Consider the following 22719-nt stretch of genomic DNA (forward strand, 5'->3'; position numbering starts at 1 on the left):
CGCGCTCCGGCCCTCGGTGCTCGATGCACGGTTGGCGCGGGCGCGTGACCGGGCGAGCGACATGGGTCGCCTGCTCGAAAGCGTGAACCCGGAGAAACCGCTTGAGCGCGGCTATGCCTGGGTCGCGACCCGGCCGGGAGGGGAGGTCGTCGGCACCGCCGATGCCGCTCGCACGGCGGCTGCGATGACGCTCCATTTCCGCGACGGCACGGTCGATGTGCGGCTTGAGCGCGCGGGTGCCAAATCCCATAATCCTGCCATGCCGCCCGCTGCCAAGCCGACGCAGCCCGAACTGTTCTGAGAGAAAGGCGATCCTGCCATGCTGATGTCCAAGGCCGACCGCGCCGCCAAGCTCCACTATATGGCCAACGGCTTTCGCGTACTGAGCACCGGCGATCATGTCGTGTGCGCGGCGTCGGGCGTGCGCATCCCGATCGAGGAACTGCGCTACTGGGACGTCGCCGGCCAGCAGCCGTTCGCCAGCGCCGAACTCGCCAGCGAGGCACTCGCGCCGAAATGAGGGGCCTGGCCGTCGTCGCCGCCCTGCTTGCTCCCGCTGCCGCGGTCGCGCAGGTGCCGGCGGCTGCTCCCTTCGCGCTCGACGCTGCGCCCGTGCAAGGCGGACTGGCCCGCGGCGTCGCGCCGGCCGGCACGCGGACGCTGACCCTCGGCGCGCTGCCGGTGCCAGTCTCGCCGGACGGCCGCTTCCTGATCGCCTTCGACCGCGATGCCGCGCCCACGGTCGACCTCGTCGCGACGCTTGCTGATGGCCGCGCCGTTCGCCAGACGCTGACCGTCGCGCCGCGGGCCTGGCGGATCGAGCGCCTCGACACCCTCCCGCGCGGTACCGCGCCGACCGAGGACTTCACCCGCCGCCGTGCCCCCGAACTCGCACAGATCGCCGCCGCCCGCGCCGTCGACCGCGCGTCCGATGGCTGGCGCCAGCGCTTCGTCTGGCCCGCCACGGGGCGTATCTCCGGCCTGTTCGGCAGCCAGCGCATCTACAAGGGCGAGCCCGGCGCCTATCATGGCGGCGTCGATGTCGCCCGCCCGACCGGTACGCCCGTCGTCGCGCCCGCAGACGGCATCGTCGCGCTGGCGGCCGCCGCACCTTTCACGCTGGAGGGAAACCTGCTGATGATCGACCACGGCATGGGCCTGGTCAGCGCCTTCCTCCACCTCAGCCGCATCGACGTAGGCCCAGGCGACCGCGTCCGTCAGGGCCAGGTCGTCGGCGCCATCGGCGCGACGGGGCGCGCCACGGGACCGCACCTGCACTGGGGGATGACGTGGCGGGGTAGCCGGATCGACCCGCTGCTGGTGGCGGGGGCGATGCCGGGCAGTTGAGACGGTATCGGCCGGACCCGGCAGATACCAAGCTGGCTATCGAAAATGATCTCTTGAGACTGTGGCTTTTGCAGCACAGCCCGCCGGAAACGCTCTGGCGGCACGACTGGCTGCTTTACAGTTTTTTGACGGTGATTAACCCAAGCACATGGACACGTTCGCGCATGGCGCAAGCGAGTCTGGAAAAATGCGGTCAAGGGGCGGTGTGGCGACACGCCGATGAACGAGACCAATATGCGAGGGAAAAAATCGTGATCAGCAATGTGTTCAACAAGCGCAAGGCGCTGCGCGGCGGCGCGGCCGTGCAGGCGCTGGCGCTGCTCGGTGCGGGCCTCACCGGCACCGCGATCGTCAGCGCGCCGGCGGCGGCGCAGGACTACACGTCGGGTGCAATCGGCGGACAGGTGACTGACGAGGCCGGCGCTCCCGTCGGCGGCGCCACGGTCACGATCACGTCGGTGAGCCAGGGTACGACCCGCACCGCGACCACGACTTCGTCGGGCTCGTTCCTCGTCAACGGCCTGCCGATCGGCAGCTACAACGTGGCCGTCGAGGCTGCGGGACGTCCCGGCTGGCGCACGGACGGTGTCAACATCCTGGCATCGCAGACCGCGCAGCTTAAGGCAGAACTGGCTGCATCGGGTTCGGCTGGCGGCGACATCGTCGTGACCGCATCGCGCGCCGTGACGTCGTTCTCCGGCACCACGACCGGTCTGAACGTCGACGTTGCCGACTTTATCCAGACCAAGCCGCTCGGCCGCGATCTGACCTCGATCATCCTGCTGGCGCCGGGCACCACGCCGGGCGATTCGACCTTCGGTAACGTCGCGTCGATCGGTGGTTCGTCGGTTGCTGAAAACGCCTACTACCTGAACGGTCTGAACCTCACCAACTTCGACACCTACATCGGCAGTGCCACCGTTCCGTTCTACTTCTACAAGAGCGTCGAAACGAAGATCGGTGGGTATCCGGCCGAATTCGGTCGCGCGACGGGCGGCATCGTCAACGCGGTCTCGAAGGCCGGTACGAACGAGTTCAAGGCGGAGGCCCATATCGACTGGGCGCCGAACTTCCTCCGCTCGCGTGCGAAGAACACGCAGTCGTTCGACGGCACCGCTTACACGAACAACACCGCGCGCGAGTTCGACCGCGCGAGCAGCCTGCAGGGCATCCTCGAAGCCGGCGGTCCGATCATCAAGGATCGGCTGTTCGTCTACGGCCTCGTCCAGTTCACGAAGAACTCGACCACCACGGTGAACCCGCGTGGCGGCACGGCGACTCAGACGACCAACGACGATCCTTTCTGGGGCGTCAAGGTCGATGCGTATCCGATCGACAGCCAGCACCTCGAATTCACGATCTTCGACACCCGCAACGTGAACGAGCGCGCGGACCAGACCTTCAGTGTGAACAACGGTCAGCCGGTCTACGGCGCAGCGACGGCTGTGACCGGATTCCGCGGTGGCGGCCTGAACTATGTCGGCAAGTACACCGGCCGGTTCACCGACTTCCTGACGCTGTCGGCTGCCTACGGTCGTGTTCGCGACAACTTCGACCAGTTCCCGATCGCCGGTTCGGGTAACCTGCCGGCGTTCTCGAACGCGTCGGGCGTCACCGTCTTCGGCGTGCCGAACGGTGGTTTCTACAATGCGCAGCGGATCGCGAGCCTCGGCAGCCCGTACGACACGGAGCGCAAGATGCTCCGCGCCGATGCCGATATTCGCTTCGAACTGCTCGGCAACCATCACATACGTGGCGGTTTCGACCAGGAAAAGCTGACGCTGAATCACGTCACCGTGCGTAATGGTGGTGCGTTCGAGCTTTCGAACAACCTGATTTCGAACACCGCCTATAATGCGATCCTCGGCAACGCCGGTATCCAGTACATCGTTCGCGCTCCGAACACCGTTGGACCGGTTGTGGAGTTGAACTACTTCAACACCGGCGGCGCGTTCAAGTCGACCAACCGCGCCTATTACGTGCAGGATGAATGGACGCCGACTGACCGTATCACTCTGTTGCTTGGCGCACGTCGCGACGATTTCCGGGTCAACAAGCCCAGCGGCAATCCGATCGCGATCCTGAAGAAGAACTACGCGCCGCGTCTGGGTGCCGAGTACAAGCTGTGGGGTGACAAGTCGGGCAAGATCTTCGGATCGTACAACTGGTACTATCTGCCGATCGCCAGCAACACGTCGTTCCGCCAGGGTGCGCCGTCGTATTTCTTCCGTCAGCGTTTCCAGCTGAATGGCGTGACGAACAACGGTCTGCCGATCCTGGGTAACCTGGTTACCAATCAGGGTGCATACCAGACCGCCTGCCCGTTCGCGCTGATCCCGAACGGACCGACGACGAACTGCAGCGTGACTGGCGACGGTTCGGACATCAACACGACCCAGGCGATTTCGGCGAACCTGAAGGCCACGCGCGAAAGCGAATGGACCCTCGGGTATCAGCAGAAGTGGAACGACTGGACGTTCGGTCTGAGCTACACGCATCGTAATCTCGACCGGACTGCCGAAGACTCGGCGATCGACGCCGCGGTCAACGCGTTCTGCACGGCGAACAATATCCGTGCTCGCCCGACGAACGGTGGTGCGTCTGTTCCGTGCTCGCAGATCTTCACTGGCTTCCACCAGTATGTGATCAACAATCCGGGCAAGGACATCACGGTCAACCTGCTGGCCAATGGCTATGACATCAACAACCGCACCGTCACGCTGACGGCGCAGCAGCTGGGTTATGGCAAGGCTATTCGCAAGTACGACGCGGTGACGTTCGACTTCGACAAGCGGTTCAACGGTCTGTACTCGATCGGCGGCAGCTACACGTGGGCAAAGGCGCGCGGTAACTCCGAAGGCTATGTCCAGTCGGACTTCGGTCAGGTCGATGCCGGCATCACGCAGGACTTCGATCAGCCGGGCTTCGTGCCGGGTTCGTACGGCTATCTGCCGAACGATCGCCGTCATACCTTCAAGCTGTTCGGCACGATCGCACCGACCGAGGCATTCTCGATCGGTCTGAACACGCTCGTCCAGTCGCCGCGTCCGCTGAGCTGCTTCGGCTTCAACCCGACGGATGCGTTTGCCAACGTCTACGGTGCGGCATCGCACTATTGCGGCGGCAAGCTGAGCCCGCGTGGTACGGCGCAGAAGACCAATTGGTATCAGACGATCAACCTGCAGCTCCGCTACAACGCGAAGTTTGCTGATCGTACGTTCTCGCTCCGTGCCGACGTCTTCAACCTGCTGAACTCGCAAAACATCACTGAGCGCAACGAGTTCGGCGATCTCGATGTCGTTACGGGTGCGAACGGTCTGCCGACGAGCTATATTCCGGATCCGAACTACGGTCTGCCGTCGGGCTATCAGGCTCGCCGTTTCGTCCGTCTGGGTCTGGACATCGCGCTCTAAGCGATGGCCATGTAGAGACGCTGTTGTCCTGCAGCAGCATCGAACGGAGAATTGGGTCGGCGTTTCGTACGCCGGCCCATTTTTCGTGTCTGGCGACGTTGCACGTCGCCGCCTGGGTGCTTTAGGCGGATGACATGATGGCTTTCGACACCGCAGCACTCGTCCAGCAGATGACGCAGGCGCTTACCCACGGCGATCGTCGTGGGTTTCGATCCGCCATGGCGCAACTCGTGTCGACCAACGCCGACCTGCGCCACAATTGGCGAAAGCTGGTCGAACCCCTGATCGGCTACGGCGAGTTCGATCTCGCCATCGCGGCGATCGATCGGCACGTCGTGTGGGCGCGTGCGACGCCGGCGGCGCTGCTCGATCAAGCAACAACATATGCGCGAACGGGGCGTCACGCCCGTGCGGCTGCCATCCTCGAACGGATCGGGCCCGAGTCGACAGATCGCGAATCCCAAACCTTTTTACGCGGCGCGCTGGCGCTCAACCTCGGCGACTTTGCCGGCGCGCGCGAATGGATGCTGGAGACGCTGCGCATCCGCCCGCTGTCCGGACAAGCGGCCTATGCCCTGGCGGCGTCCGCATCGATGGCGACGGACGCAGATGTTGCCGAGCATCTGCTGCGAGGTGAAGCTGCGCTGGATCAGGCACCGCGCGAGGAGCGCGCGATGTATCTCTATGCGCTTGGCAAGATACATGCGGACCGCGGAGATCCTGATCGGGCTTTCGACCGATATGCCCGAGGAGCGGCTGAAGTCGCGACAATTCGCCGCTATGATGCGAGTGCCGATCGCATCAGCGCGGCCGAGGCGACGCAAGGCTGGAGCCGCGCGGTTCTCGCGGCGATTTCAGGACGTGTCTCCGTGCCCACGGATCGGCCGATCGTCGTAACCGGGATGCCGCGGTCCGGCTCGACGCTGGTCGAGCAGATTCTCGTCAGCCACAGCGACGTGAGCGAGGGCGACGAGCTCGGCTATTTCGCGATGCTGGTGAACGACTTGGGTAGTGCCACGGCTGAACGGGCGACGCGATTGGCGCAGACCTCGCGTCCCGACGAGTTCGTTCGGGATTATCTTCACCTGCTCGATAATCGCTTCGGGAAGACGGGGCGCGTCGTCGACAAGACGTTGGAAGCGACCCGGTACCTCGGCACGCTGGCCGCCCTCTTGCCGAACACGCCTATCCTGTACGTTCGACGACAGCCCTTGGCGCAGGCGTGGTCGTGTTTCAGCACCTATTTCATGTCAGATCTGGCCTGGACGTTCGATCAGCGGGCGATTGCAGCACATTTCCGACTGGAGGATCACCTGCTCGATCGGTGGCAGGAAATTCTTGGGGAGCGGCTGCAGATCGTCGACTACGAGGCCCTTGTTTCCGACAAGGCCGTTCAGATTCCCCGGTTGCTGGCGCATGCTGGGTTGACCCCGGAGCCGCAAACGCAGACGCCGGAAATGACCCGGCGACTGGTTCGAACCGCCAGTGTTGCGCAGGTTCGCGCACCGATCACCACTGCGCGGGTCGATGCAGCGGAGGCGTATCGCACACACCTCCGCCCATTTATCGACGCCTACCGCGCGGCCGGCGGCACGATCGACTAGCCGACGCTCAACACCAGTTTCCCATCCCCTTCATCGGCCCGCACGGTCGCGCCATCCCTGACGTCGCCGCGCAGGATCAGGTCCGCGAGCGGATCCTGCAGGTAGCGCTGCACTGCGCGCTTCAGCGGGCGCGCGCCGTAGACAGGGTCGTAGCCGACGCGGCCCAGCCACGCCTTTGCCGCCTCCGACAGCTCGACCGTCACCTTGCGGTCAGCCAACAGCTTCCCGAGACGCGCGATCTGGATGTCGACGATCGGCGCCATGTGGTCGGCGGCCAGGCGGTGGAACAGGATGATCTCGTCCAGCCGGTTGAGAAACTCCGGGCGGAAATGGCTACGGACGATATCCATCACCTGCGGTTCGACGCTTGCGACGTCCTGCCCGTCCTCCAGGTTCGCCAGATACTGGCTGCCGAGATTGCTGGTCAGGATGACGAGCGTGTTCGAGAAATCGACCGTGCGACCCTGGCCATCGGTCAGCCGCCCGTCGTCGAGGACCTGAAGCAGCACGTTGAACACGTCGCCGTGCGCCTTTTCCACCTCGTCGAACAGCACGACCTGATAGGGTCGGCGCCGAACGGCTTCGGTTAGCACGCCGCCTTCCTCATAGCCGACATAACCCGGTGGCGCGCCGATCAGCCGGGCGACGGCGTGCTTCTCCATGAACTCGCTCATGTCGATGCGCACCATGGCGCTCGCGTCGTCGAACAGGAATTCGGCCAGCGCCTTGGTCAGCTCGGTCTTGCCGACGCCGGTCGGCCCCAGGAACAGGAAGCTGCCGAGCGGCCGGTTCGGATCCTGTAGGCCCGCACGCGACCGGCGAACCGCGGTGGAGACGGCGCGCACCGCGTCGGCCTGGCCGATCACGCGCTTGCCGATCACTTCTTCCATCCTGAGCAGCTTCTCGCGCTCGCCGGTCAGCATCCGCTCGACCGGGATGCCGGTCCAGCGGCCGACCACGCCGGCGATGTCGTCGGCGGTGACTTCTTCGCGCAGCATCGCGGCACCGGTCTGCGCCTGCGCATCGTCGAGCTGCTTCTGGAGTGCGGGCAGGGTACCGTAGCTGAGCTCCGACATCTTCGCGAGGTCGCCAGAGCGCTGTGCCTGTTCAAGTTCCAGCTTGGCCGCCTCGATCGTCTCCTTCAGCTTGGCCTCGGATGCGATCTTGTCCTTTTCGCCCTGCCAGCGCGTGGTCAGCTCGGCCGACTGCTGCTCGAGATTGGCGAGGTCGCCCTCCAGCGTCGCCAGCCGGTCGCGCGACGCCTGGTCGCTCTCGCGCTTCAGCGCCTCGCGCTCGATCTTCAGCTGGATGATGCGACGGTCGAGGTTCTCGATCTCCTCGGGTTTCGACTCGACCTCCATGCGAATGCGCGACGCCGCCTCGTCCATCAGGTCGATCGCCTTGTCCGGCAGGAAGCGGTCGGTGATGTAGCGGTTGCTGAGCGTCGCTGCGGCAACGATCGCGCCATCGGTGATGCGCACGCCGTGGTGCAGCTCGTACTTTTCCTTCAGGCCACGCAGGATGCTGATCGTGTCCTCGACGGTCGGTTCGTCGGCATAGACCGGCTGGAACCGCCGCTGGAGCGCGGGGTCCTTTTCGACATATTTGCGATATTCGTCGAGCGTGGTCGCGCCGATGCAGTGGAGTTCGCCACGCGCCAGCGCGGGCTTCAGCAGGTTCGACGCGTCCATCGCGCCGTCGGTCTTTCCGGCACCCACCAGCGTGTGCATCTCGTCGATGAACAGGATGATGTCGCCTTCGCCGGCCTTCACCTCGTCGAGCACGCCCTTCAGCCGCTCCTCGAATTCGCCGCGATACTTCGCGCCGGCGATCAGGCTGCCCATGTCGAGCGCCATCAACTTGCGGTCCTTCAGCGTGTCGGGGACGTCGCCGTTGGCGATGCGCAGCGCCAAGCCCTCGGCAATGGCGGTCTTGCCGACGCCGGGTTCACCGATCAGGACGGGGTTGTTCTTGGTGCGGCGCGCAAGGATCTGGATCGTGCGGCGGATTTCCTCGTCGCGGCCGATCACGGGGTCGAGCTTGCCGTCACGCGCCGCCTGCGTCAGGTCGCGCGCGAACTTCTTCAGTGCATCGTAGCGGTCCTCGGCACCCGCCGTGTCGGCGGTGCGGCCGCCGCGCATCTGGACGATCGAAGCGTTGAGCTTGTCGGCCGACGCGCCCGCAGCCTGCAAGGCCTTGCCCGCCGGCGTAGTGAGGCTGAGCGCCAGCGCGACCAGCAGCCGTTCGACGGTGACGTAGCTGTCGCCCACCTTCTGCGCGATCTGCTCGGCCTGGTCGAGGACGCGGACGGCGTCGTTGTTCAGTCCGGGCGTCTGTTGTGCGCCGCCGCCCGAAACGACCGGCACCTTGCTGAGCGCCAGATCGGTTTCGGCGACAGCCTTCTTCGCGTCACCGCCCGCAGCCTGGATCAGCCCGGCGGCCATACCCTGCTCGTCCTCCAGCAACGCCTTCAGCAGATGCTCAGGCGCGATCTGCTGGTGCGACATGCGGATCGCGACGGTCTGCGCGGATTGCAGAAAACCCTTCGCGCGGTCGGTGAATTTCTCGAGGTTCATGGTATCCCCTGTTCGTTACGCCGGCGAAGATGGTGTTGCTTTTGGGCAACACAAGGCCCCCTCCCCACGGAGGGGGTAAGGACAACTACTTCGCCACCGGACGCGGGGCCTTTGGCTGATCCTTGGCGAACTGGTCGCCGAACGGGCTGCCGACATACCAGCGTGGTGCCTGCGGCGCGTCGGCGAGGTCGCGGGCGATCTCGTAGTTCACCGCGGCAAACCTCGCGGACGAGTCCCAGTTGAACGGCAGCGAGGGCTGGTCGGCAGGGGTGTGGTAGGTCTTGGCCAGGAAGTCCTTGAACAGCTGCGCACCGTTGTTCTTGACGCCCGTCGCCAGCATGACCGACGGCACGCCCTGTTTCACGAAGCTGTAGTGGTCGGACCGGACGAAGACATTCTCTTCCGGCATGAAGTCGGGCGACAGTGTCAGCCCGACCTTCGCCGCCGCGCGGGCCGCCGCCTCGCCCACGGTCGAATGCTCAGCGCCGAACGCGACCACGTCGTCGAGCTTGTAGAGCAGCACCGGCATGTCGAGATTGACGTCGGCGACCACCCGCGCGCCTGTCGGGACGGCCGGATGCCGCGCGAGGTAATCGGAACCGAGCAGCCCGTCCTCCTCGCTCGTCAGCGCGACGAACATGACGCTGCGCTTCGGTGGCTTGCCGCTGTCGATAAAGGCGCGCGCGGCCTCCAGCATCGTCGCGACGCCGGCGGCATTGTCCATTGCGCCGTTCATGATCTTGTCGTCGCCCTTGGCGTCCGGCTTGATCCCGTCATGGTCCAGATGCGCGGTCAGCAGCACATATTCCCTGGTCAGCGTCGGGTCGCTGCCGGGCAGGACGCCGATGACATTGGGGCTCTGGAACGTCGTGACGATGTTCGAGGCAGCAAAGCTGATAGCGGGTTTCAGCGCGCGCCCGCGCACCCTGGCACCGGGTTTGGCGGCGGCGGCCAGCACGTCAGCCGGTGTCGTGCCGCTGCCCGCGAACAGTGCATCGAGCGCGGCGCCGGTCACGAAGCCGCTGGCGCGAATGCCCGGTGCGGGCAGGTTGGGCTGGCCGTCGGGCTCGATGACACGCTGGCGCGGCGTGCCGACCGACGCCTTCGCGCGCGCCCAGGGGTAGCGCTTCAGCATAGCCTCGGTCGGGATGGTCAGTACGCCGATCGCGCCCTTGGCCATCGCCACCTTGACCTTTTCGGCGCCCAGGCTCGCGGCAAGCTCGCTCGGCAGCCCCTCGGGCACGCCCCCCAGCATGACCGCGAACTTGCCCTTCAGGTCGAGTCCGCGATAGTCGTCATAGCCCTGGCCCGGCGCTTCCAAACCGTAGCCGACGAACACCGCGGCGCCGTCGACCTTCTGGTCGGGAAAGCGGCCATCGGGTGCCATCGCGACGTCGCCGCCATTGTCGAACCGCGTGCCGCCGATGGTGATTGCGGCCGGCTTCGCCGAATCGACCCGTGCGGTCTGGAAGCGCACGGTCTGGTACCAGCCCCCGAGCGTCCCCGGCTTCAACCCCAGCGCATCGAACCGCGACGCGACATAGCGCGCGGCGATGTCATAGCCGCGCGTTCCCGCATCGCGGCCCTCCAGCGCATCGTCGGCCAGGAACTCGACGTGCGCGCGCATCGCCGCGGGCGAGATGGCGGGAGCGGCATCCTGCGCGGCGGCGGAACCGGCGATGGTCGATGCGAGCAGCAGGGCGGTCAGGTGGCGCAACGGGTATATCCTCTCAAGACGATGCTTTGCGCAGCGATGATCGCGAAGAATCCGTCGGGCGCAAGCAGCGTCCCACGAACTGCACGTCTCGCGCTTGCCGTGACAGGGTCGCAAAAGGTAGATCGAGGTTATCTTTCCCTAACTGTGGATGCCTCCCCTCCATGCGCAAAGTCACTGCCCTGGCCGCTGTCTCGCTCGTCGCGCTTGCCACTCCGGCGTTGGCGCAGGCGCCTGCCGGCAAGCCTGCTGCGTCGTCCGCGTCGCTTCAGAGCCTCGTTGCCCAAGTCGACATTCCGTACGAGACGTTCACGCTGCCCAACGGCCTGCGCGTCATCGTGCACACCGACCGCAAGGCGCCGGTCGTTGCGGTTTCGGTCTGGTATCACATCGGGTCGAAGGACGAGCCCAAGGGCAAGACCGGCTTCGCGCACCTGTTCGAGCATATGATGTTCTACGGCTCGGAAAATGCGCCGGGCGGCTTCTTCGGCCGGCTGGAGGACATCGGCGCGACCGACTGGAACGGCACGACCTGGTTCGATCGCACCAACTATTTCGAAACGGTCCCGACCGGCGCGCTTGACCGCGTGCTGTTCCTGGAAAGCGACCGCATGGGCCACCTGCTTGGCGCCGTCACGCAGGAGAAGCTCGATAACCAGCGCGGCGTCGTTCAGAACGAAAAGCGCATGGGCGAGAACGAGCCCGGCGGGCTGGTCGAATATGCCGAACTCGCCGCCTTGCTGCCGGAAGGGCACCCGTACCGGCACTCGACGATCGGGTCGATGGCCGACCTGAACGCCGCCAGCCTGGAGGACGTGAAGGGCTGGTTCCGCGACCATTACGGCCCGAACAATGCCGTGCTGGTGCTGGCCGGCGACATCGACCTGGCGACCGCCAAGAAGAAGGTCGCGCAGTATTTCGGCGACATCAAGCGCGGTCCGCAGACGACGCATCCCGCGGTCGCCGTGCCGACGCTCGCCGCGCCGGTCGAAAAGGTGATGAAGGACAATGTCGCGCAGACCCGCCTGTCGCGGGAATGGACCGGCCCGGGGCTGACCGATCCGGAGAACCCGACGCTGGACCTGGGCCTCGACATCCTCGGTGGGCTGGGCAGCTCGCGGTTGTACGACGCGCTGGTGCGCAAGGAAAACCTGGCGGTCGGCGTTTCGGCGGGCCTGCAGAGCCACGAGAAGCTGTCGTTCGTCGAAGTCAGCACGCGCGTGCGCCCGGGTGTCGATCCCGCGTTGGTCGCGAAGCGGATGGACGAGATCATCGCCGATTTCGTGAAGAACGGTCCGACCGAGGACGAAGTCCGCCGCGCTGCGACCACCGCGCTCTCCAGCCGCGTGAAGGGCCTGGAACAGGTCGGCGGCTTCGGCGGCAAGGCGGTCGCGCTGGCCGAAGGCGCTGTCTACGCCAACGATCCGGGCGAATATAAGAAGGACCTGCAGACCGTCGCGTCGGCCACGCCCGCCAACGTCGGTGCGGTCGTGCGCAAGTGGCTGAGCCGCCCCGTCTTCAAGCTGACGCTGGAGAAGGGCGAGCGATCGGCCGCCGACCAGGCGCTGGCCGGCAGCGATGTCGCCGCCAAGGAAGCGCCGGCGGTGAAGGCGCAGACGCCGAACGCGCCGCCCGCCGCCGCGACGCGCAAGGAGCCTGCGGTGGGCGAGGTGACCGCGCTCCAGTTCCCGGCGATCGAGCGGACGACGTTGTCGAACGGCATGAAGGTGGTCTTCGCCCGCCGCACGACGGTGCCGGTGGTCAACATCGCCGCGTCGTTCGATGCGGGTTCCGCTGCCGACGACCGCGCGAAGCTGGGGTCGGGCACCCTGATGACCTCGCTGCTCGACGAAGGCACCGCCACGCGTACCGCGGCGCAGATCGCCGAGGAGGAGGAGCGCCTGGGCGCGTCGGTCAACGCATCGACCGGCATGGATGCGACGACGGTCAGCGTATCGGCGCTGAAGGCGAACCTTGCGCCCTCGCTCGATCTGTTCGCCGACATATTGCGGAACCCCGCCTTCAAGCCGGCCGACGTCGATCGCCTGCGTGGAACGCAGCTCGCGCGGATCGCGGCGGAGAACACTCAGCCGCAGAACATCGCATTCCGCACGCTGCCGCCGATCATCTACGGCCAGAACCACCCCTATGGCATCCCGTTCACCGGGTCGGGTACGCCGGCGGGTGTGACGGCGACGACGCGCGACGATCTGGTTGCGTACCATGCGCGCTGGATCCGCCCGGACAACGGCACGGTCTTCGTGGTCGGCGACACGACGCTGGCCGAGATCAAGCCGCTGCTGGAAGCCAAGCTCGGATCATGGCGCGCACCGGCTGCACCGAAGGGCACCAAGACCTTCGGCGCGCCGGCGGCAGCCGGGGCCGAGCGCATCCTGCTGATCGACAAGCCGCAGAGCCCGCAGTCGATGATCATCGCCGGGCAGGTCACGCCGGTGAAGGGCACTGACGACCCGCTCGCGCTCAACACCGCGAACGACGTGTTCGGCGGCATGGCAAGCGCACGGCTGATTACCGATCTGCGCGAAACCAAGGGCTGGGCCTATTACGCCGGCACGACGTTCCAGAGCGTGAAGGAACGCATGCCGTTCTTCATCATCGCGCCGGTGCAGGCCGACAAGACCGGCGATTCGATCAAGGCTGCCCGCGCCGACCTGACCGGCTGGCTGGGCGCGCAGGGCACGACCGCGGCGGAGGCGAACAATGCCATCGTCAATTCGGTGCGCTCGTTGCCGGGCAGCTTCGAAACCGGCGGCGCGCTGATGGGCGCGCTGATCCGCATGGAGCAGTACGACCGTCCCGACGATTACTACGTCAGGCTGCCGGCGCGCTACCGCGCGCTGACCCCGGCCGCGATCGACCAGGCGGCGCGCGGTGCGATCGATCCGTCGAAGCTGACCTGGGTCGTCGTCGGCGACGCGAAGAGCGTCAAGCCGCAGCTTGACACGCTCGGCATCCCTGTCGAGGTGGTGCCAAGCGCCGCTCCCGCCCCCGCGATGTCCGCGGTGGCCCCTGCGGCGAAGTGAGGAGAGACCATGGCCAATATCGACGGTAGCTGGGATACGCTCGTGAAGTCGCCGATGGGCGACCAGAAGGCGACGCTGACGATCACCTCGTCGGGCGATAGCTTCACCGGGCAATATTCGGGCGCGATGGGCAATACCGAGATCAAGAACGGGCGCGTGGACGGCGACAAGCTGTCGTGGTCGCTCGACATCTCGGTGCCGATGCCGATGACGCTGACCGCCGAGGCGACGGTCGACGGCGACACCCTGAACGGCCAGGTCACCGCCGGCGCCTTCGGCAGCTTCCCCATGACGGGCAGCCGGATCGGCTGATCCAAGCGTCGGGTTACGAAAGGGGCGTGTCGCTGACCGGGCGGTGCGCCCTTTTCTTTTGTGCGCACACTCGCCGTTCGTACCGCGCTTGTCGAAACACAGCCCTTCCTGCCGACCCTATCGTTGGCGGCACGAAGAGCGGCCCTTCGACAAGCTCAGGGCGAACGGGCGGGGCCGGAACGCTAGACCGTCGGCACGGCCGTGCGCTCGCGGTTGCGTTTGTCGGCGATGTAGGCGTGGCCGTCGGCGCCCTTGACGATGTCGAACAGCCCGACCGCTTCGAACAGCGCAGGGAAGTTGCGGACGCCGTAGTTGCGCGGGTCGATCGGTGCCTGCCGCTTCACCCGGCTGCCGGCGGTCGAGAGCACCGCCCACCCGTCGTCGCGCTCGGCCGCCTCGACGCCGCCGCGCAGCGCGGTCACCAGCTTGGCATCCTGCGCCAGCGATCGCGGCTCCGGTGGTGCGACGACGGCGGTCGGCGCGGGCGCAGCCGGCGCAGGCTTCGCCGTTGCCTTGGTACGCTTTGCCGCCGCCGCCGCCGGTGCAGGGGTTGCGGCCGCCGGCGCATCGGGTACGACCAGGCTGTCGAGATACAGGAACGTCGTGCACGCGTTGACGAACGGTTCGGGCGTCTTGCGCTCACCGAAGCCGTAGACGTCGTGGCCATTGGCCTTCAGCTGCATGACCAGAGGCGTGAAATCGGCGTCGCTGGATGCGATGCAGAAGCCGTCGAGCTTCTGGGTGTAGAGCAGTTCCATCGCGTCGATGACCAGCGCGATATCGGTCGCGTTCTTGCCGGCCGAATAGCTGAACTGCTGGATCGGCCGGATGGCAAAGGCGTGCAGCTTGTCGCGCCAGCCCTTCAGTCCTGCCGCACCCCAGTCGCCGTACGCGCGGCGGATGTTGGCGGTGCCGTATTTCGACAGCTCCGACAGGATCGCGGCGATCTTGGTATGCGAGACATTGTCCGCATCGATCAGCAACGCGATGTGGCGGCCCGATGCGGGGGCGGATGGGTGGTCGGTACTCATGCGCGCGACTGTGGGCGGCGCGCGGCCAGGATGCAACTTACCGCTTCACCCGCGTGACATGCCCCATCTTGCGGCCTGGGCGCGCTTCGTGCTTGCCATAGAGGTGCAGGTGCGCGTCGTGTTCGGCGAGAACGTCGCTCCAGCGGTGCCAGTCGTCGCCGATCAGGTTCTCCATCACCGCGCCGTGGCCGACGACATCGGTCGAGCCGAGCGGCAGGCCGCAGATCGCGCGGATGTGGTTTTCGAACTGGCTGGTGACCGCGCCTTCGATCGTCCAGTGCCCCGAATTGTGGACGCGCGGCGCCATTTCGTTGAACACGGGGCCATCGGCACCGACGAAGAACTCCAGCGTCAGGATGCCGACATGGTCCAGCGCGGCGGCGACGCGGCCGGCGAGCGTGGCGGCCTCGGTCCACTGCGCGGCGACCTGCGGTGGGGCGGGTATGGTCGAGGTCGCGAGAATGCCGTCCGTGTGGGCATTGAGCGGCGGCGCATAGCTGACGATTTGCCCGTCCAGCCCGCGGGCGAGGACGATCGAGAACTCCTGCTCGAACTCGATGAAGCCTTCGAGCACCGCGGGCGCCGCGCCGATCGCGTCCCATGCCGCCTGCGCCTGATCGGGTGCGGTGATCCGCGCCTGGCCGCGGCCGTCATAGCCGAAGCGTGCGGTCTTCAGGATCGCAGGGCAGCCGATCGCGGCGATCGCGGCTTCCAGGTCGGCGAACGACTTCACCTCGCGCCACGGCGCCGGGCGACCGCCCAGACCCTCCACGAAGCTCTTTTCGTTCACCCGGTCCTGCGCGGTGGCAAGGCTCATCGCCGGCGGTCGGACGGGCGCGATCGGCGATAGCGCGGCGATGGGCGCGAAGGCGACGTTCTCGAACTCGTAGGTGACGACATCGACACTGCGCGCGAAGGCCGACAGCGCGCCCGCATCGTCATAGCGCGCGCGGGTCATCAGCGGCGAGACATCGTTCGCCGGTCCCGTCTCCGGCGCATAGATGTGCGTGCGATAGCCGAGCTGCGCTGCCGCAATGGCCAGCATCCGCCCGAGCTGGCCGGAACCGAGGATGCCGATCGTCGAACCGGGGGGAAGGGGGGCAGTCATAGATCCTCCAAGCTCAGGACGAACGGCAGCGGGTGTCCGTTACTCCGGCGTTTCCGCAACGCCCTCGGTCTGCTGCGCGCGCCATGCGATCAGTCGCGTTTCCAGTTCCGCATCGCTGCCCGCCAGGATTGCGGCAGCCAGCAGGCCGGCGTTGATCGCGCCCGCCTTGCCGATCGCCAGCGTCCCCACCGGGATACCGCCGGGCATCTGGGCGATGGAGAGCAGGCTGTCCATGCCCTTCAACGCCTTCGATTCCACCGGCACGCCCAGCACGGGCAGGTGCGTCATCGCCGCCGCCATGCCGGGCAGGTGGGCGGCACCGCCGGCGCCCGCGACGATCACCTTCAGCCCGCGATCCGCGGCGCCCCTTGCATAATCGTACAACCGCTCGGGCGTGCGGTGGGCGGAAACCACGCGGGTTTCGTAAGCGACGCCCAGCGTGTCGAGGATGTCTGCGGCATGGCGCATCGTGTCCCAATCGGACGTCGATCCCATGATGATGCCAATGCGCGTCATGGCCCGGCCGCCTAGCGCAAGCCGCGCGCCAGACCAACCCCGATTAGCGCGTGGGCGGCGCCAAGCGACCGCAGCGGTCGTTTCGACACAGTCCCGAGCGACCGCAGCGTTGATCCGCATGCCCGCGCAGGCGGAAGCACCGCCCGGCCTACGGCAGCGCGCGTTCGCCCACGACATTGCCGGCGGGGACGTATCGGCACACCAGATACTCGTCACGCGGCCCGACCGCGATCGCACACCCGAACCGCCGCGTCTTCGCCCACACGATCTGCGTGTAATGCCCCGCGTCGCGGTAGTCGCCGGTCGTGCTGAAATCGGGCGACGGGCGGTTCACGAACACGCGGCGTTCGTCGATCCAGTGCTGCGCCATCTCGTCGTAACGGTACGCGCCGCGCGTGCCGGTCCACAGATTTTCACCCTGGTTCGGCGTGCCGCGGGGCTGCTTCGAATGTTCGAACCGCCCGGTCCGCGCCATGTCGCGGGCGTAGGCACCGGCATCGTCGGCGAGCGCCGGATCCCAGACCAGCGGTGCCTGCCGCACGCTCGCCCGCGCGGCATTGTGCATCGTCGTCATCGCCTGTTGCAACATCGCCGCGCCGCGCGGCGCGGGGCCGGAGAAGGGGCGAGGCTCGACGACCCGGTTCGGCGCATCCTCCCCGGCGCAGGCGGTGAGCAGCAGGAGCGGGATCAGCCATGACTTTCGCATGGACACAGGGCATAGCGCGCCACACATGAATGCCCAACATTCCCTGGCCCAACATCCTTTGGCCCAACACCCTTTGGCATTGTACATCCACTGGCCGTTCTGCGTCAGCAAATGCCCGTACTGCGACTTCAACAGTCACGTCCGCGAGGGTGTCGACCAGGCAAGGTGGCGGGATGCCCTGCTCGCCGATTTGCGCCACGAGGCCGCGGTTTTGCCGGGGCGGCGGCTGGGGTCGATCTTCTTTGGCGGCGGCACGCCGTCGCTGATGCCGCCGGAGACGGTCGCGGCATTGCTCGATGCCGCGGAGCGCGCGTGGGGCTTCACCGACGATATCGAGATAACGCTGGAGGCGAACCCGTCGTCGGTGGAGGCGGCGCGGTTCGCCGACATCGCCGCAGCGGGCGTGAACCGCGTGTCGCTGGGGCTCCAGGCGCTCGACGATCCGGCGCTCGCGTTTCTGGGGCGTGCGCATGACGTGCGCGAGGGGCTGGGCGCGCTCGACATCGCGCAACGCGAATTCGCGCGGGTCAGCTTCGACCTTATCTACGCACGACCTGGCCAATCGCTGGCCGCGTGGGAGGCCGAACTGGCGCGCGCGCTCGGCTTCGGCACCGAGCATCTGTCGCTCTATCAATTGACCATCGAACCCGGCACCCGCTTCGCCACACTGGCCGCCAAAGGCGAACTGACCATTCCCGACGGCGACGCCGCGGCCGAGCTGTTCGAGACGACGCAAGCGATGACTCGCGCGGCCGGGCTGCCGCGCTACGAAGTGTCGAACCACGCCCGCCCCGGCGCGGAAAGCCGGCACAACCTGACCTATTGGCGCTACCGCGACTATGCCGGCATCGGCCCCGGCGCGCATGGCCGGCGGGGCGGTTATGCGACGGTGCGCCACAAGAAGCCCGAGAACTGGCTGGGCGCGATCGACCGCAATGCGCACGGGATGCAGAGCGAAGATCCGCTCGACCTGCGCGATCGCGCATCCGAGACGCTGGTGATGGGCCTCAGGATGCGCGAGGGGATTACGGTCGATCCGGCGTGGGTGGACATGGCGGCGGTCGACCGGCTGGTCGGGCACGGCCTGCTGACGCGGGACGGCAACCACATCGCAACGACCGAGGCGGGCATCCTGCTGCTCGATTCGATCCTGCCGGCGATCGCGAAGGCCTGACCACTCAACCCTTCCTGGCAGGGGAGGTGGCGCGCGAAGTGCGTCGGGGGGGTGTCGCCCTCTCGAATAGTGGGACACTCCCCCCCGTCAGGCCCGCGGCCTGCCACCTCCCCTTGCGGGGGAGGATGACACTTACCGCCCCCCGAAGCCGGCCGGTGCCGGCGACACCGTCACCGTCGCGCCGCTGCGGATCTCCTGCACCTCCAACGCACGCTCTGCGATGCCGTCGCGGCCGAAGCGGAACGCGCCGTCCAGCCCTGCGAACCCATCGCGATCGGTCAGGCGATTCTCGGGGAAACGATCCCCCACCCGCCAGTCGCGCGCGATGCGGACCGTCAGCAGGACCGCGTCATAGCCGAGACTCGACAGGCGATACGGCGCGGTACCGAAGCGGGCGCGATACTTGCCCGCATACTGGCGGTAGAGCGTGTTGGAGACGCTGGCGAACCAAGCGCCGTTCAACGCCGCATTGCCGCCGATACCGGTGTCGGCATTCCACAATTCGGTGCCGAGGACGCGGGCGCTCGCGCCGGCAGACCGCTTCAATGCCGGTACGGCCAGGCTCGCGGTGCCGGCGCTGTCGGCGATCAGCACCGCCTGGAACGGCGATGCGCGGGTCAGGCGACCGACCGCAGCGGTGATCGACCCGGCCGACCGGTCATAGGTCTGCATCCCCGTCACGCGCCCGCCGGCCCCTTCGACCGCGCGCAGGAACGCGGTCGACGCGCGTTCGCCATAGGTACCCGCCGGGACCAGCCCGGCGAAGTCGGTGATGCCGGTGCCGCGCGCGTAATCGACCACGCGCTCGATCGACTGGGTCGGGGCGTAGCCGAGCAGATAGGCACCGTTGCCGGCAACCGAGGTGTCGTTGGAGAAGCTCAGTACCGGCACCCGCGCGGCGCGGGCGATCGGCGTGACGGCGCGGACATCCTCGGCCAGCAGCGGTCCCAGGATCAACTGTGCACCTTCGTCGATCGCGCGCTGCGCGGCCGCTGCGGCACCGCCCGACGTATCGTAATTGGTGATGCGGACCCTTTCGTTGCGCAGGTCGAGCAGTGCAAGCTGGGTCGCGTTGGCCAGACTCCGTCCGACCGCGGCGTTGGCGCCCGACAATGGCACGAGCAGCGCGACGCGGTGGCGTGCGCTATCCTCGGGCAGGGCCGGGGTGATGGGACGTGGCGATGTCGGGCGCGGGGTAGCGGTCGCCGGGGGCGGCGGCGGCGGACCGGCGTCGCGCGGTACGACGGCGCAGGCGCTCAGCAGCGCCGCGCCGAGCAGCACCACTGCCTGCCGAATTTTGCGCAGTTGCGGTGTGTGTGCCACCTCCGCCATAGTCTTTCCCCTTATGAACGCCGAACTTCCCCCAGGTCTCTACATCGTCGCGACCCCCATCGGCAATCTCGGTGACCTGAGCCCGCGCGCGGCCCAAGTCCTTGCGAATGCTGACGTCATCGCGGTGGAGGACAGCCGCGTCACCGCCAAGCTGCTCCAGCACATCGGTGCCAAGCGAACGATGACGCCGTACCACGATCATAATGCCGAAGCCGTGCGGCCCGGCCTGGTCGCGCGAATGGGCGGCGAAGTCGTCGCGCTGGTCAGCGATGCCGGCACGCCGCTGATCTCCGACCCCGGCTACAAACTGGTCCGCGATGCGCGCGCGGCGGGGCACAATGTGGTGACGGTGCCGGGGCCCTGCGCGGCGGTCGCGGCGTTGACGCTGGCCGGATTGCCGACCGATCGGTTCCTGTTCCTCGGCTTCCTGCCGCCCAAGGCCGGCGCCCGCGCAACCGCCATCGCCGAAGTCGCGAGCGTCCGCGCGACTCTGATCCTCTACGAATCAGGTCCACGGCTGGCGGTGACGCTGGCGGCGCTGGCCGAGGGGCTTGGCGACCGCGAGGCGGGAGTGGCACGCGAGATCACCAAGCGGTTCGAGGAATGTGTGACGGGCACATTGTCCGACCTTGCCGCACGGTATGCCGACGCACCGCCCAGGGGGGAGATCGTCGTGATCGTGGCGCCGCCCGGCGAGCCCGAGCCGGCGAGCGAGGAGGATGCCGATACCGCCCTGCGCGAGGCGCTGACCCGCCTGCCGGTGTCGAAGGCGGCGGGGGAAGTGGCGAAGAAGCTTGGGCTCGACCGGCGCGAACTCTATGCGCGGGCAATGGAGTTGAAGGGGTGAGGGATCGCCAGGCCGCCGAAGCCGCCGGTCGCCGGGGCGAGCGGATCGCCGGCTGGTGGCTGCGATTGAAGGGCTGGCGTATCCTCGACCGCCGCGTACGCACGCCCGCCGGCGAAGTCGATCTGATCGCCCGGCGTGGCAATCTGGTCGCCTTCGTCGAGGTGAAGACCCGCGCGAGTGCCGCCGAGCTCGACTTCGCGATCGATCAGCGGCGACTGGCGCGCGTCGCGGCGGCGGCGGAGTATCTGATGCCACGCTACGCCGGACCGCAGGACGACATTCGCGTCGACGTGCTGCTACTCGCCCGCGGCGCGGTGCCGCGGCATATCGAGAATGCCTGGATCGGGTGACATTCCGGCCCGGCCATCCTACCTCCGGCCATATGACCCAGTCCCTCACCGTCGCCGTCCAGATGGACCCGCTCGAATCGATCAACATCGCGGGCGATTCGAGCTTTGCGCTGATGCTGTCGGCGCAGGCGCGCGGGCACCGGCTGTTCCATTACGCCGCCGAGGATCTGAGCTATTCCGCCGGCCGCGTCTGGGCACGGGCGCATCCGGTCACCGTCCAGCGTGTCGTCGGCGATCACTTCAGCTTCGGCGGTCCGGTCGACCTGGACCTGGGTGAAGACGCCGACGTCGTGCTGATGCGGCAGGACCCGCCGTTCGACCTGGGCTACATCACCGCGACCCACCTGCTCGAACGGATTTCGGACCGTACGCTCGTCGTCAACGATCCGGCCAGCGTCCGCAACGCGCCGGAAAAAATCTGGGTGCTGGACTATGCGCAGTACATGCCGCCGACGCTCGTCACCCGCAGCCTCGACGAAGCGCGCAAATTCCTGGCCGTGCACGGCGAGATCGTCGTCAAGCCGCTCCACGGCAACGGCGGCAAGGCGATCTTCAAGGTCGGCCGCGACGGCGCCAACCTGTCCTCGCTGATCGAGGTGTTCAACACAGCGTATCGCGAACCCCACATGATCCAAGCATTTCTGCCCGGCGTGGCGAAGGGCGACAAGCGGATCGTGCTGGTCGACGGCGAGATCGCCGGTGCGATTAACCGCATTCCTGGCGAGGGCGAAATCCGTTCCAACCTGGCGGTCGGCGGATCGGCGGTGAAGACCGAGCTTACCGAGCGGGAGCGGGAAATCTGCGCCGTACTCGGGCTGGAACTGAAGCGCCGCGGACTCATCTTCGTCGGCATCGATGTCATCGGCGGCGAGTGGCTGACGGAAATCAACGTGACGTCGCCGACCGGCATCGTCGCGATCGACCGCTTCAACGGGACCGACACCGGCGCGATGATCTGGGACGCGATCGAGGCGCGGGTCGCCGCGCGTCGGGGCTGACACGAACCCTTTCGCGTCCCCCGAGAGTTACCCCGCGGCAATGACCGACTTCATCCTCGATGCGATCGCGTGGGGCGGCTACATCGGCATCTTCCTGCTGATGGCGCTCGAAAACGTGGTGCCGCCCGTCCCGTCCGAGGTCATCATGGGCCTGGGCGGGATGGCGGTCGCGCGCGGCGACATGGCAATCCTGCCGCTGATCCTGTGGGGCACCGCCGGCACGACCGCGGGCAACTACTTCTGGTACGCGATCGGGCGGCGGTTCGGTTATAATGGACTAAAGCCAATCGTCGACCGCTTCGGCCGCGTGCTGACGATCGAGTGGGAGGATGTGGAGAAGCTCCACGGCTTCTTCCTGAAAAACGGCGGCAAGACCGTGTTCGTGTTCCGCTTCCTGCCGACGTTCCGCACGATGATCTCGCTGCCCGCGGGCATGGCATGTATGCCACACTGGCGCTTCACGCTCGCGACGTTCTTCGGCAGCGCGATCTGGAACACGGTGCTGGCGGGTGCAGGCTACTATCTGGGATCGAATTTCGACCGGCTCGATCATTATGTCGGCCCGGTCGCCATCGCTTTCAGCGTCGCAATCGTGATCGGCTACCTCTACCGCGTCATCACCTGGAAGCCGCGCGCGAAGCGGTAGG

Annotated in this window: 19 protein-coding genes; 12 read left to right on the plus strand and 7 right to left on the minus strand. The window is 67.0% G+C overall.

Annotated features, from left to right (window positions below):
• From ASE86_RS16410 to ASE86_RS02745, 5 genes are all read left to right on the plus strand, one after another.
• On the plus strand, positions 1-301 hold a 301-nt coding region (locus ASE86_RS16410; RefSeq protein WP_414881250.1), incomplete at its 5' end, for an exodeoxyribonuclease VII large subunit.
• A gap of 18 nt (positions 302-319) precedes the next feature.
• The gene (locus ASE86_RS02730; protein WP_056422030.1) at positions 320-520 is read left to right on the plus strand and encodes a DUF2093 domain-containing protein; all 201 of its coding nucleotides are present in this window, start codon (positions 320-322) and stop codon (positions 518-520) included.
• Entirely contained in the window at positions 517-1347 is an 831-nt protein-coding gene (locus tag ASE86_RS02735; RefSeq protein ID WP_056422032.1) for a M23 family metallopeptidase, read from the plus strand. The genes ASE86_RS02730 and ASE86_RS02735 overlap by 4 nt, the downstream gene beginning before the upstream one ends.
• 251 nt (positions 1348-1598) lie before the next feature.
• Complete coding sequence (locus tag ASE86_RS02740) at positions 1599-4760, plus strand: TonB-dependent receptor domain-containing protein (protein ID WP_056422034.1); 3162 nt, start codon at positions 1599-1601, stop codon at positions 4758-4760.
• Positions 4761-4894: 134 nt separating this feature from the next.
• Positions 4895-6364 carry a tetratricopeptide repeat-containing sulfotransferase family protein gene (locus ASE86_RS02745; protein ID WP_056422036.1) on the plus strand — a complete coding sequence of 490 codons (1470 nt, stop codon included), beginning with the start codon at positions 4895-4897 and terminating at the stop codon, positions 6362-6364.
• Here ASE86_RS02745 and clpB read toward each other — a convergent pair.
• Positions 6361-8940, minus strand: a complete 2580-nt coding sequence (clpB, locus tag ASE86_RS02750; RefSeq protein ID WP_056422039.1) for an ATP-dependent chaperone ClpB — start codon at positions 8938-8940, stop codon at positions 6361-6363. The genes ASE86_RS02745 and clpB overlap by 4 nt on opposite strands.
• An 85-nt stretch (positions 8941-9025) precedes the next feature.
• Positions 9026-10657, minus strand: coding sequence for a M28 family metallopeptidase (locus ASE86_RS02755; protein ID WP_235523967.1), 1632 nt, complete (start codon positions 10655-10657; stop codon positions 9026-9028).
• A 161-nt stretch (positions 10658-10818) separates the two neighbouring features.
• Here ASE86_RS02755 and ASE86_RS02760 point away from each other — a divergent pair, with 161 nt between their 5' ends.
• On the plus strand, positions 10819-13698 hold the full coding sequence (locus tag ASE86_RS02760) for a M16 family metallopeptidase (protein WP_056422040.1): 2880 nt from the start codon (positions 10819-10821) through the stop codon (positions 13696-13698).
• 9 nt (positions 13699-13707) lie between these two features.
• Positions 13708-14010 carry a hypothetical protein gene (locus ASE86_RS02765; RefSeq protein WP_056422042.1) on the plus strand — a complete coding sequence of 101 codons (303 nt, stop codon included), beginning with the start codon at positions 13708-13710 and terminating at the stop codon, positions 14008-14010.
• 182 nt (positions 14011-14192) lie between these two features.
• Here ASE86_RS02765 and ASE86_RS02770 read toward each other — a convergent pair whose 3' ends face one another.
• From ASE86_RS02770 to ASE86_RS02785, 4 genes are all read right to left on the minus strand, one after another.
• A complete protein-coding gene (locus ASE86_RS02770; RefSeq protein WP_056422044.1) occupies positions 14193-15041 on the minus strand; it encodes an NYN domain-containing protein in 849 nt (282 codons plus the stop codon).
• A 37-nt stretch (positions 15042-15078) separates the two neighbouring features.
• Positions 15079-16149: a 5-(carboxyamino)imidazole ribonucleotide synthase gene (locus tag ASE86_RS02775; protein WP_056422046.1), complete on the minus strand. Its 1071-nt coding sequence runs from the start codon at positions 16147-16149 to the stop codon at positions 15079-15081.
• 39 nt (positions 16150-16188) lie between these two features.
• Positions 16189-16665, minus strand: coding sequence for a 5-(carboxyamino)imidazole ribonucleotide mutase (gene purE / locus ASE86_RS02780; protein ID WP_056422048.1), 477 nt, complete (start codon positions 16663-16665; stop codon positions 16189-16191).
• A 148-nt stretch (positions 16666-16813) separates the two neighbouring features.
• Entirely contained in the window at positions 16814-17371 is a 558-nt protein-coding gene (locus tag ASE86_RS02785) for a CAP domain-containing protein (RefSeq protein WP_056422050.1), read from the minus strand.
• Positions 17372-17396: 25 nt separating this feature from the next.
• Between ASE86_RS02785 and hemW the strand changes: the two genes are divergently transcribed.
• Positions 17397-18545, plus strand: coding sequence for a radical SAM family heme chaperone HemW (gene hemW, locus ASE86_RS02790; RefSeq protein WP_056422053.1), 1149 nt, complete (start codon positions 17397-17399; stop codon positions 18543-18545).
• Positions 18546-18677: 132 nt separating this feature from the next.
• Here the strand turns inward: hemW and ASE86_RS02795 are convergent, their stop codons facing one another.
• Positions 18678-19877: a penicillin-binding protein activator gene (locus ASE86_RS02795; protein ID WP_056422055.1), complete on the minus strand. Its 1200-nt coding sequence runs from the start codon at positions 19875-19877 to the stop codon at positions 18678-18680.
• Between the two features lie 13 nt (positions 19878-19890).
• Between ASE86_RS02795 and rsmI the strand changes: the two genes are divergently transcribed.
• The 4 genes from rsmI to ASE86_RS02815 are packed head-to-tail and all read left to right on the plus strand — an operon-like array spanning position 19891 to position 22718.
• Positions 19891-20724 carry a 16S rRNA (cytidine(1402)-2'-O)-methyltransferase gene (rsmI, locus tag ASE86_RS02800; protein WP_056422057.1) on the plus strand — a complete coding sequence of 278 codons (834 nt, stop codon included), beginning with the start codon at positions 19891-19893 and terminating at the stop codon, positions 20722-20724.
• Positions 20721-21074 carry a YraN family protein gene (locus tag ASE86_RS02805; protein WP_056422059.1) on the plus strand — a complete coding sequence of 118 codons (354 nt, stop codon included), beginning with the start codon at positions 20721-20723 and terminating at the stop codon, positions 21072-21074. Before rsmI ends, ASE86_RS02805 begins: the two co-directional genes overlap by 4 nt.
• A 32-nt stretch (positions 21075-21106) precedes the next feature.
• The gene (gene gshB / locus ASE86_RS02810) at positions 21107-22072 is read left to right on the plus strand and encodes a glutathione synthase (RefSeq protein ID WP_056422061.1); all 966 of its coding nucleotides are present in this window, start codon (positions 21107-21109) and stop codon (positions 22070-22072) included.
• A 40-nt stretch (positions 22073-22112) separates the two neighbouring features.
• Positions 22113-22718 carry a DedA family protein gene (locus ASE86_RS02815; RefSeq protein ID WP_056422063.1) on the plus strand — a complete coding sequence of 202 codons (606 nt, stop codon included), beginning with the start codon at positions 22113-22115 and terminating at the stop codon, positions 22716-22718.
• Position 22719: the final 1 nt, after the last annotated feature.

The organism is Sphingomonas sp. Leaf33 (assembly GCF_001421785.1).
Classification (GTDB): Bacteria; Pseudomonadota; Alphaproteobacteria; order Sphingomonadales; family Sphingomonadaceae; genus Sphingomonas.